Source organism: Pseudomonas sp. REP124 (genome assembly GCF_020164475.1).
Classification (GTDB): Bacteria; Pseudomonadota; Gammaproteobacteria; order Pseudomonadales; family Pseudomonadaceae; genus Aquipseudomonas.
The window spans coordinates 1-10,062 of sequence record NZ_JAIQWX010000193.1 but is presented as its reverse complement, the minus strand read 5'-3'; the positions used below and the strand labels follow the sequence as shown (position 1 = coordinate 10,062).

The 10,062-nt window shown below is 62.3% G+C and carries 14 protein-coding genes; 12 read left to right on the top strand and 2 right to left on the bottom strand.

Going from position 1 to position 10,062, the window contains the following annotated elements:
- Positions 1-43 precede the first annotated feature (43 nt).
- Positions 44-700, bottom strand: coding sequence for a class I SAM-dependent methyltransferase (locus K9857_RS27860; RefSeq protein WP_224541378.1), 657 nt, complete (start codon positions 698-700; stop codon positions 44-46).
- Entirely contained in the window at positions 697-1,161 is a 465-nt protein-coding gene (locus K9857_RS27855) for a YbaY family lipoprotein (RefSeq protein ID WP_224541376.1), read from the bottom strand. Before K9857_RS27855 ends, K9857_RS27860 begins: the two co-directional genes overlap by 4 nt.
- Positions 1,162-1,288: 127 nt before the next feature.
- Here K9857_RS27855 and nrdR point away from each other — a divergent pair, with 127 nt between their 5' ends.
- From nrdR to K9857_RS27795, 12 genes are all read left to right on the top strand, one after another.
- Positions 1,289-1,753, top strand: a complete 465-nt coding sequence (gene nrdR, locus K9857_RS27850; RefSeq protein ID WP_162634909.1) for a transcriptional regulator NrdR — start codon at positions 1,289-1,291, stop codon at positions 1,751-1,753.
- On the top strand, positions 1,750-2,883 hold the full coding sequence (ribD, locus tag K9857_RS27845; RefSeq protein ID WP_224541374.1) for a bifunctional diaminohydroxyphosphoribosylaminopyrimidine deaminase/5-amino-6-(5-phosphoribosylamino)uracil reductase RibD: 1,134 nt from the start codon (positions 1,750-1,752) through the stop codon (positions 2,881-2,883). Before nrdR ends, ribD begins: the two co-directional genes overlap by 4 nt.
- Before the next feature lie 47 nt (positions 2,884-2,930).
- A complete protein-coding gene (locus tag K9857_RS27840; RefSeq protein WP_175377117.1) occupies positions 2,931-3,596 on the top strand; it encodes a riboflavin synthase in 666 nt (221 codons plus the stop codon).
- 23 nt (positions 3,597-3,619) lie between these two features.
- Positions 3,620-4,711 (top strand): bifunctional 3,4-dihydroxy-2-butanone-4-phosphate synthase/GTP cyclohydrolase II, encoded by a 1,092-nt coding sequence (ribBA, locus tag K9857_RS27835; protein ID WP_224541371.1) that lies wholly within the window; start codon positions 3,620-3,622, stop codon positions 4,709-4,711.
- A 91-nt stretch (positions 4,712-4,802) separates the two neighbouring features.
- Positions 4,803-5,279, top strand: a complete 477-nt coding sequence (ribE, locus tag K9857_RS27830; protein WP_224541369.1) for a 6,7-dimethyl-8-ribityllumazine synthase — start codon at positions 4,803-4,805, stop codon at positions 5,277-5,279.
- The gene (nusB, locus tag K9857_RS27825) at positions 5,276-5,776 is read left to right on the top strand and encodes a transcription antitermination factor NusB (RefSeq protein WP_008000432.1); all 501 of its coding nucleotides are present in this window, start codon (positions 5,276-5,278) and stop codon (positions 5,774-5,776) included. Before ribE ends, nusB begins: the two co-directional genes overlap by 4 nt.
- A gap of 28 nt (positions 5,777-5,804) precedes the next feature.
- Positions 5,805-6,770, top strand: a complete 966-nt coding sequence (gene thiL, locus K9857_RS27820) for a thiamine-phosphate kinase (protein WP_224541367.1) — start codon at positions 5,805-5,807, stop codon at positions 6,768-6,770.
- On the top strand, positions 6,767-7,270 hold the full coding sequence (locus K9857_RS27815) for a phosphatidylglycerophosphatase A (protein ID WP_175377122.1): 504 nt from the start codon (positions 6,767-6,769) through the stop codon (positions 7,268-7,270). Before thiL ends, K9857_RS27815 begins: the two co-directional genes overlap by 4 nt.
- A gap of 38 nt (positions 7,271-7,308) precedes the next feature.
- Positions 7,309-8,046: a substrate-binding periplasmic protein gene (locus K9857_RS27810; protein WP_224541365.1), complete on the top strand. Its 738-nt coding sequence runs from the start codon at positions 7,309-7,311 to the stop codon at positions 8,044-8,046.
- 159 nt (positions 8,047-8,205) lie between these two features.
- The gene (gene ribA, locus K9857_RS27805; protein ID WP_044465292.1) at positions 8,206-8,823 is read left to right on the top strand and encodes a GTP cyclohydrolase II; all 618 of its coding nucleotides are present in this window, start codon (positions 8,206-8,208) and stop codon (positions 8,821-8,823) included.
- Positions 8,820-9,239 carry an MFS transporter gene (locus tag K9857_RS27800; RefSeq protein ID WP_224541364.1) on the top strand — a complete coding sequence of 140 codons (420 nt, stop codon included), beginning with the start codon at positions 8,820-8,822 and terminating at the stop codon, positions 9,237-9,239. Before ribA ends, K9857_RS27800 begins: the two co-directional genes overlap by 4 nt.
- Positions 9,239-10,039, top strand: coding sequence for a cobalamin-binding protein (locus tag K9857_RS27795; protein ID WP_224541361.1), 801 nt, complete (start codon positions 9,239-9,241; stop codon positions 10,037-10,039). The genes K9857_RS27800 and K9857_RS27795 overlap by 1 nt, the downstream gene beginning before the upstream one ends.
- Positions 10,040-10,062 lie beyond the last annotated feature (23 nt).

Here is a 10,062-nt window from a genome sequence, read left to right as displayed (position 1 = left end):
CGCTCTTCCGATCTGTAGGAGCGAGGCTTGCCCGCGAAGCTCTTCAGGTCCGCTGCGCGTGATAAAGGCTCACATGCCGAAATTCTTCCGGCTCACACAGATCCGGCAAGGTCATGGCCTCGAGCATTTCGATGCGTCTATACAACGGATGACGGAAATCCCGCACCCGCGAATCCGCCACAAGCGCTTGCCGGCCTCGGCTGAGAAACTCATCGAGCAGCGGCAGGTTCGCCCGGTCGTACAGCACATCCGCTACCAGAATCAGATCGAAGCGATCGGCCTCGGCGAAGAAATCCGTCGAGTAATTGAGCTGTACTTCATTGAGTTCGGCATTCGCCCGACAGGCCGCAATCGCCAGCGGGTCCAGATCGCAGGCCACCACTTCCAGCGCCCCGGCCTTGACCGCGGCAATCCCCGCCACGCCTGAACCTGCCCCAAAATCCAGCACCCGCTTGCCTTTGACCCATTCCGGGAATTCGGCCAGGTAACGGGCCACCGCCAGGCCGCTGGCCCAGCAGAAACTCCAGTAGGGCGGTTCATGCAGGATGCGTCGGGTTTCCTCGGGGCTGAAGGCGCGGTCCATGTTATCGCCGTCGATCAGCCACAGCTTCAGCTCGGTGTCCGGCAGGTCGCAGGCGACCAGGCGCGCATCGCCCAGTAGTTCACTCAACGCCTGTTGCAGGTCGAGCGGTGCACTCATGGGGCTTTGACGAATTGCAGTTGGCCCAGCATCTGTGTCGTGGGCTGCGTGATCAACTGCGACGGCAGATGCAGGATCAATTGGCCGGACTGGCTGGCACGACCGCGCAATTCAACCCGTGCGCCCATTGGAAAGGCTTCCGGGTTGAAACGCAGGTGAAACGGCAATACTTGATTGGTGCCGATCAGGCTCGAACTGGCGAGCAGCTGTTGCGGGCGATCCTTTTCGTCGATCACCAGCAGCGCCAGTTCGACTTCGGCACCGGCCGGCACGCCTTGCAGGGTGCCGCTCAACTCACGTTGATACGCGGGCAGCGGGCCGAGCTCGGCAGCTTCCTTGGCTTTTTTCTGCGCCTGTTGCGGTGCAGGGCCTGGCGTCGGCGGCTGAGGCTTGGGTGCATCGCTTCCGCAGGCCACCAGAAGGCTGAAAAGGCTGAGCAATACGAGCGGGCGTAACGACATGGGCAGCTCCGGAAACGTGAAATCCATGGATCGACAGATCATGCCGTCTGTATACCGCAAAGCCTATGGCTTGTCTTGCCACCGGGATGCGCTACCATGGCCCTCCCTTTTTTTGTTGCCTGCCACCATGCACTGTCCCTTCTGCGGTGCCAACGACACCAAGGTCATCGACTCGCGTCTGGTCGCCGAGGGCGAACAGGTGCGCCGCCGGCGTGAATGCCTGGCCTGCGGCGAGCGTTTCACGACGTTCGAAACCGCTGAACTGGTGTTGCCGCGCCTGATCAAAACCGACGGCAGTCGCCAGCCGTTCGACGAAGAAAAACTCCGCGCCGGCATGCAGCGTGCGCTGGAAAAGCGCCCGGTGAGTGTCGAACGCCTCGAATCGTCGCTGGTGCACATCAAACACAAACTGCGCGCCACCGGCGAGCGCGAGGTCAAGTCCCTCGTGGTCGGTGAGCTGGTGATGACCGAGCTGAAAAAGCTCGATGAAGTCGCCTACATCCGTTTCGCTTCGGTCTATCGCCGCTTCCAGGACCTCAACGAGTTCCGCGAAGAGATCGATCGCCTGGCCCGGGAGCCGGAGAAAGAATGACCACGCCTGCCGAGCAAGCCATCCTCGACGCCCATTACATGGTCCGCGCGCTGGAGCTGGCGCGCCGCGGCCATTACACGACTCATCCCAACCCGCGGGTCGGTTGCGTGATCGTCCGTGACGGGCAGGTTGTCGGCGAAGGCTGGCACGTGCGCGCCGGCGAGCCCCATGCCGAAGTCCACGCCCTGCGCGCCGCCGGTGAACTGGCCCGCGGCGCCACCGCCTACGTGACCCTCGAACCTTGCAGCCATCATGGCCGCACGCCGCCTTGCGCCGACGCTCTGGTAAACGCTGGCTTGGCGCGGGTCGTGGCGGCGATGCAGGACCCGAATCCGGAAGTCGCCGGTCGTGGCCTGCAACGTTTGGAGCAGGCTGGCATCACCACCGAAAGCGGTGTGCTGGAGGGTGAGGCGCGCAAGCTCAATGAAGGCTTCCTCAAGCGCATGGAGCACGGCTTGCCCTTCGTGCGGGTCAAGTTGGCCATGAGTCTGGACGGCCGCACGGCGATGGAAAGCGGCGAAAGCCAATGGATCACAGGTCCCGCCGCGCGTTCGGCGGTTCAGCGCCTGCGTGCCCAGGCCAGCGCGGTGCTGACCGGCGCCGATACCGTGTTGACGGACAACGCCCGCCTGACCGTGCGCGCCGATGAGCTGGGCCTGGATGCCGAACAAACCGCGCTGGCCATGAGCCGGCCGCCATTGCGTGTATTGGTCGACGGCCGCCTGCGGGTGCCGCCGGATGCGCCGTTCTTCAAGGCAGGCCCGGCGCTGATCGCCACTTCCGTGGCGGTCGAGGAACAACACGCCAACGGTCCGGAATGCCTGATCGTGCCCGGCTTCGATGGCCAGGTCGATTTGCGTCAGTTGCTGGTCGAGTTGGCCAACCGTGGCATCAACGAAGTGCTGGTCGAAGCCGGTCCACGGCTGGCGGGTGCTTTCGCTCAGCTCGGGCTGGTGGATGAGTTCCAGATTTTCATCGCCGGCAAGTTCCTGGGCTCCACGGCCCGGCCGCTGCTGGACTGGCCGCTCGCGCAAATGAAGGATGCGCCGGAACTCAAAATCACTGAAATTCGCGCGGTGGGCGATGACTGGCGAGTCACTGCCATTCCTTTGCCAGCGGCGAGCGTATAATTCCCGGCCATCGTTACAGCGCTGGCTCTGTTCTCGAGGAGAACCCCATGTTCACCGGCATCATCGAATCCATCGGCAGTATCCGTGCATTGACCCCAAAAGGCGGAGATGTGCGGGTCCATGTAGCAACCGGCAAGCTCGATTTGAGCGACGTCAAACTGGGCGACAGCATCGCGGTCAACGGCGTGTGCCTGACCGCCGTTGAACTGCCTGGCAACGGCTTCGCGGCGGACGTCAGCCGTGAAACCCTCGACTGCACCGCCATGAACGACCTGAAAAGCGGCAGCCCGGTCAACCTGGAGAAAGCCCTGACGCCGACCACCCGCCTGGGCGGGCATCTGGTCAGCGGCCACGTCGATGGCGTGGGTGAAGTGGTTGCCCGCACCGAGAACGCCCGGGCCGTTGAGTTCCGCATCCGCGCACCGAAAGAGCTGGCCAAGTACATCGCCCATAAAGGCTCGATCACCGTCGACGGCACCAGCCTGACCGTAAACGCGGTCGATGGCGCCGAGTTCCTGCTGACCATCATTCCCCACACCCTGACCGAAACCATCATGGCGTCGTACCAGCCAGGCCGTCGGGTGAATCTGGAAGTCGATTTGCTCGCCCGTTACCTGGAACGCCTGCTGCTGGGCGACAAGGCGGCGGAACCTGCAGCCGGCAGCACCATTACCGAAAGCTTCCTGGCCCAAAACGGCTACCTCAAATCCTGAATTTTGAAAGAAGGGGGTGCCTTGTGGCGCTCAATAGCATCGAAGAACTGGTTGAAGACATCCGCCAAGGCAAGATGGTCATCCTCATGGATGACGAAGATCGCGAGAACGAAGGCGACCTGATCATGGCCGCCGAGTGCTGCAAGCCCGAGCACATCAATTTCATGGCCAAGCACGCCCGTGGCCTGATCTGCATGCCGATGACCCGCGAGCGTTGCGAGCTGCTCAAGCTGCCGTTGATGGCGCCGCGCAACGGTTCCGGTTTCGGCACCAAGTTCACCGTATCGATCGAAGCGGCCACCGGCGTGACCACCGGCATTTCCGCCGCCGACCGCGCGCGCACCGTGCAGGCGGCTGCCGCCAAGGACGCCAAGGCTGAAGACATCGTCAGCCCTGGACACATCTTCCCGCTGATGGCCCAGGCCGGCGGCACCCTGGCTCGCGCCGGCCACACCGAAGCTGCTTGCGACCTGGCGCGTATGGCCGGTTTCGAGCCGAGCGGCGTGATCTGCGAAGTGATGAACGACGACGGCACCATGTCCCGCCGCGCCGAACTGGAAACCTTCGCCGCCGAACACAACATCAAGATCGGCACCATCGCCGACCTGATCCACTATCGGATGATTCACGAACGTACCGTTCAGCGGATTGCCGAGCAGCCTCTGGACAGCGAACTGGGCCAATTCAACCTGGTGACCTATCGTGATTCGGTGGAAGGCGACGTGCACATGGCCCTGACCCTGGGCAATGTCTGCGCCGAGGAACCGACCCTGGTTCGTGTGCATAACATGGACCCGCTGCGCGACCTGTTGATGGTCAAGCAGCCGGGCCGCTGGAGCCTGCGCGCTGCAATGTCCGCGGTAGCCGAGGCCGGCAGCGGTGTGGTGCTGTTGCTCGGTCACCCGCTCGATGGCGACGTGTTGCTGGCGCACATCCGTGAAACCGCCGATCAACTGGCGGTGAAAAAACCGACCACCTACAGCACTGTCGGTGCCGGTTCGCAGATCCTGCGTGACCTTGGCGTGCGCAAAATGCGCCTGATGTCGGCGCCAATGAAATTTAATGCGATATCCGGTTTCGATCTGGAAGTTGTAGAATACGTGCCCTCCGAATAATGACCGGGTGTTTCCGGCCAGCAATTCGCGGTTCAAATATCACTGAGGGGCGCGTAGAAGACGCGTCCCGGCTCTTTAAGAGATCTATCGAATGACCCTGAAGACCATCGAAGGTACGTTCATCGCCCCTAAAGGCCGCTACGCTCTGGTAGTAGGCCGTTTCAACAGCTTCGTCGTTGAAAGCCTGGTCAGCGGTGCAGTCGATGCCCTGGTTCGCCATGGCGTGAGCGAAAGCGACATCACCATCATCCGTGCCCCTGGCGCCTTCGAAATCCCGCTGGTTGCACAAAAAGTCGCTCAAAAGGGCGAGTTCTCGGCAATCATCGCCCTGGGCGCGGTCATTCGTGGCGGTACTCCGCACTTCGAATACGTGGCAGGCGAATGCACCAAGGGCCTGGCCCAGGTGTCCATGGAGTTCGGCGTTCCGGTCGCTTTCGGCGTGCTGACCGTTGATTCCATCGAGCAAGCGATCGAACGTTCCGGCACCAAAGCCGGTAACAAAGGTGCTGAAGCTGCCCTGTCCGCTCTGGAAATGGTCAGCCTGCTGGCGCAGTTGGAGGCCAAGTGATTAGCGACGAAAGCGATCGTTTCAACCCGCGCGATCCAAAGCCTGCGGATGCCGGCAAGCCATCGAAAAGCGTCAAGCGTCGCGAAGCTCGTCAGCTCGCGACCCAGGCGCTGTATCAATGGCACATGGCCAAGCAGTCGCTGAACGAGATCGAAGCGCAGTTCCGGGTCGATAACGATTTCACCGATGTCGATGGCGCCTATTTCCGCGAAATCCTGCACGGGGTTCCGCAGTTCAAGACCGAAATCGACACCGCGCTCAAGCCTTGCCTGGACCTGACCATCGAAGAGCTGGACCCGGTTGAACTGGCGGTTCTGCGCCTGTCCACCTGGGAGCTGCTCAAGCGCGTCGACGTGCCGTACCGCGTTGTGATCAACGAAGGTATCGAACTGGCCAAGGTCTTCGGTTCCACCGACGGCCACAAGTTCGTCAACGGTGTACTCGACAAGCTGGCACCGCGTCTGCGTGAAGCTGAAGTGAAGGCGTTCAAGCGCTGATTGGCGCTTGAAGTGCCGACACCAGTCCATGGGTGAGTTTGAGCTGATCCGCAATTTCTTCGCCGCCGCGCCTTGTGCGCAAGGCGGCGAAGGCGTTGCTCTCGGAATCGGCGATGACTGCGCCTTGCTGGCTGTTCCCCCTGGGGAGCAGTTGGCGATTTCCACCGACACCCTCGTGGCCGGTGTGCATTTCGCAGATCCCTGCGACCCGTTTCTGCTCGGTCAGCGCTCGCTGGCTGTAGCGGTCAGCGACCTGGCCGCCATGGGCGCCACTCCCGTTGCCTTTACCCTTGCCCTGACCTTGCCGGCGGTGACCTCCGACTGGCTGCAAGCATATGCCCGCGGTTTGAACCAGATGGCGCAAAACTGTGGCGTGGCCCTGGTGGGCGGCGATACCACCCGTGGGCCGTTGAGCCTGACCATGACCGTGTTCGGTCGCGTGCCGGCCGGCCTGGCCCTGACCCGCAGCGGCGCGCAACCCGGGGACCTGCTGTGTGTGGGCGGTGACTTGGGCAATGCGGCCGGGGCTTTGCCGCTGGTGCTTGGCCAGCGCGCTGCCGAGGCGGCCATCGCCGAGGCGCTGCTGGCGCATTACTGGTCGCCGCAACCGCAGCTGGCGTTGGGTCAGGCGCTGCGTGGCAAGGCGACCTCGGCGATGGACATCTCCGATGGCCTGCTCGCCGATTGCGAGCACATTGCCCTGGCGTCGAACGTCGGCCTGCAAGTCGAGCTTGACCGCCTTCCGATGTCGGCGGCGCTACGGGCTTTTCTCGGTGAAACGGGCGCACAGAACGCCGCTCTCAGTGGTGGCGACGATTACGTACTGGCCTTCACCCTACCGTCCGTCGAGTTGCCTGCGATGCTGGCCGATGGATGGCCAGTCCATGTGGTCGGACGTGTAGTGAGCGGGCAGGGCGTGACCCTGCTGGATGCGGACGGACAAGACATCACCCCGCAAATCCGGGGCTATCAACATTTTCGGGAGACACCGTGACAGACCATCCCAAGCAGGTCCCGGCGGAGTTCGTACCGCCGTCGGTCTGGCGCAATCCATGGCATTTCCTGGCGTTCGGCTTCGGCTCGGGCACCTTGCCAAAGGCACCGGGCACCTGGGGGTCGTTAGTTGCGCTACCCTTTATCCCGTTATGGCAAATGTTGCCCGACTGGGGCTACTGGCTGATGTTGGGCATCACCATGCTGTTCGGCTTCTGGCTGTGCGGCAAGGTGGCCGACGATTTGCGTGTGCACGACCACGAAGGCATCGTCTGGGACGAAATGGTCGGGATGTGGATCACCCTGTGGCTGGTGCCGGAAGGTTGGCAGTGGCTGTTGGCAGGTTTCCTGGTGTTCCGCTTCTTCGATATTCTCAAACCCTGGCCGATACGCTGGGTCGACCGGCATGTGCACGGCGGCGTCGGGATCATGCTCGATGACGTATTGGCCGGTGTATTTGCCTGGTTGGCCATGCAAGGGTTGGTGTGGATGTTCGCCTGACCAGAGAGGTTAAAAGGCGATTACTGGGAGAACTAGGGATGGCTCTACGCGGGTTGATGGTGCTGGTGCTGGCCTTGTTTTGCTCATTCGCCCAGGCGGAGGAGGCCGCGACCATGCCGTCCGTGATTCACCTGGCCAGCGAGGATTGGGAAGACTACACCGCCGCCAATGGCCAGGGTCTGGCCTGGGACGTGTTGCGCAAAGTCTTCGAGCCTGCGGGCGTCAAACTGGATATCCGTACTGAACCTTATCTGCGCTCCATCGGCCTGGCCGAGCGTGGCGAAGTGGACGCCTGTGTCGGCTCCTATCGCGACGAGTCTGAAGCGCTGCTCTACCCGCACTGGAATTTCGATACCGATCATATCTACGCCCTGGGCCTGGCCAGCACTCCGGTGCCGACCCTGGAAACCCTGGGTGATTACCGATTGGCCTGGGTCCGTGGCTACGATTATCAGGACTACCTGCCCAACATCCGCCACTACGATGAAGTGATCCGCCGCACCGGCATCGTTTCGATGCTCACCTACAAGCGCGTCGACTACTACATCGATGCGCTGACCGAAGTCGATTATGTCCTCACCCGAGCCAAGGATCCCTCCCAGTTCCGTCGCACTCACATTGCGGAATTGCCGCTTTACCTGTGTTTCGCCAAGACGCCCCAGGCCCGCGCGCTGATGGCCCTGTTCGATGAGCGTATGGAGAAGCTGGTGAAAAGCGGCGAGTTGAAGCCGGTTTTCGAGCACTGGAAGCAGCCTTATCCGTTCCCTGCGAATTGACGTTGTTCCACGGTTGGCGATGACCCCCTGTGGGAGCGGGCAGGCCATATCAGACTTTTTGATGGTTATGCTCGATAATTCAGCCTAAGCGTCGGTTGGAACCTGCTGTTACAATGCCGGCCTGCGAATCTTCAGTCTTCTTAGATCAGGAGCACACCGGTGCCTGTCGTTTTTGTCGCCGCTTCCAAGCTGCCAACGCCTTTTGCGCAATTCACCATGCACGGCTTTCTCGATGAAGCCACCGGCCGCGAGCACGTTGTGCTGAGCCTGGGTGAGATCGCCGACGGTGCCCCGGTACTCGGCCGGTTGCATTCCGAGTGCCTGACGGGCGACGCCCTGTTCAGCCAGCGTTGCGACTGCGGTTCGCAACTGGAGGCCGCGCTGCAGGCCATTGCCCGCGAAGGCCGTGGCGTGTTGCTGTACTTGCGTCAGGAAGGCCGCGGCATTGGCCTGTTGAACAAGATCCGTGCCTACGAGTTGCAGGATGGCGGTGCCGACACTGTTGAAGCCAACGAGCGCCTGGGCTTTGCCGCCGACCAGCGTGACTACGCCATGTGCCTGCCGATGCTGGAGCACCTGGGCGTGAAATCCCTGCGCCTGATGACCAACAATCCGCGCAAGGTCAAAGCCTTGACCGACATGGGTATCGTGGTGGCCGAGCGCGTGCCGTTGCACACCGGCCACAACCCGCACAACAAACTCTACCTGGCGACCAAGGCCAGCAAGCTCGACCACATGATGGGCAACGAGCACCAGGGCGAGGTAGACCGGGCGTGACTCGCGGTCAGGTACGGCGGCGACTGTCCTTCAACTGGTGGCAATACTTTGCGCTGGCCCTGTTGCCGCTGTTCGTGATCAATGGCGTGTTCGGCGAAGGCGAGGCGATTCTGCCGGTGCTGGCGATGCCTTTTTTCATCGCCGGCGTGGCCTCGATGTTTGTCAGCCTGAAGTTCTTCGGTCGCTACAAGCACGCGTTGATCGCCACGCAAAAAGCTCTCGACACCCCGGAAGAGCCCGCGGCCTGGATCAGCCTCGCGGCCAAGCGGCGCATGGCCTTCCTCGCCGCCAGCCTGCCGGCGTGGATCGGTGCACTGGCGGTGTTCGTCGGTCTTGAAGCCGTGCCGTTGATGCTGCTGGCGTTGTCGACCGCCGTGTTGTTTTATCTCTACCGTATCCCGCGCCAGCTGGCTTGATGCGAACTCTCTGGCTGGCCTGTCTGCTGCTGGCCTCAAGCGGTTCGGCAATGGCAGTGGAGCGGGTGGTCAGCCTCGCCCCGTCACTCTCGGAAATCGTCGTCGAACTGGGCTCCGCCGATTTGCTGGTGGGCGTGCTGGATGCCGGCGAACGTCCCGTCGAACTGAAAAATCTGCCCTCCGTTGGCCGCTACGGCCAGTTGGACATGGAACGGCTGCTCAGCCTGAAGCCCGATCTGCTGTTGCTCTGGCCCGGCAGCGTCGGTCCGGCCCAGCGCGATCAGCTCAAGCGCTTGAACATTCCCACCTTCGTCGCCGAACCGCACAACTTCGCCGAACTCACCGCACAGATCGAAGCCATCGCTGCGCGGCTTGGGCGACCTGAGCGTGGGGCGGTATTGGCGGACGATCTGCGTGGGCGACTGGCGGAACTGCGTCAGCGTTATCGGCGGGAGCAGCCCTTGCGCGGCTTTTATCAGGTATGGGACCGGCCGCTGTATACCGTTGGTGGTGGGCAGATCATCAGTGATGCGCTGGATGTCTGTGGTGTGCGCAACCTGTTTGCCGATCTGACATTGCCAGCGCCGCAGGTGAGTGTGGAGGCGGTGTTGCTGCGTAATCCCGAGGTGATATTGGCGGGAGATCAGGCTCAGCTGGATGCCTGGAAAGCCTGGCCGCAAGTCGATGCGGTGGTTCGCAAGCAGTTGCTCTTGGTCACCGAAAAAGGCCTGGAGCGGCCGAGTGGGCAGATGGTCGAGGCGACCGCCAAACTCTGCCACCTGATCCAACCCGATCGTTGAGGGCATTCGCGGGCAAGCCTCGC

Coding starts and splice junctions, on each gene's coding strand:
- K9857_RS27860 (WP_224541378.1), bottom strand. CDS start 700: ATGAGTGCACCGCTCGACCTGCAACAGGCGTTGAGTGAACTACTGGGC.
- K9857_RS27855 (WP_224541376.1), bottom strand. CDS start 1,161: ATGTCGTTACGCCCGCTCGTATTGCTCAGCCTTTTCAGCCTTCTGGTG.
- nrdR (WP_162634909.1), top strand. CDS start 1,289: ATGCACTGTCCCTTCTGCGGTGCCAACGACACCAAGGTCATCGACTCG.
- ribD (WP_224541374.1), top strand. CDS start 1,750: ATGACCACGCCTGCCGAGCAAGCCATCCTCGACGCCCATTACATGGTC.
- K9857_RS27840 (WP_175377117.1), top strand. CDS start 2,931: ATGTTCACCGGCATCATCGAATCCATCGGCAGTATCCGTGCATTGACC.
- ribE (WP_224541369.1), top strand. CDS start 4,803: ATGACCCTGAAGACCATCGAAGGTACGTTCATCGCCCCTAAAGGCCGC.
- thiL (WP_224541367.1), top strand. CDS start 5,805: ATGGGTGAGTTTGAGCTGATCCGCAATTTCTTCGCCGCCGCGCCTTGT.
- K9857_RS27810 (WP_224541365.1), top strand. CDS start 7,309: ATGGCTCTACGCGGGTTGATGGTGCTGGTGCTGGCCTTGTTTTGCTCA.
- K9857_RS27795 (WP_224541361.1), top strand. CDS start 9,239: ATGCGAACTCTCTGGCTGGCCTGTCTGCTGCTGGCCTCAAGCGGTTCG.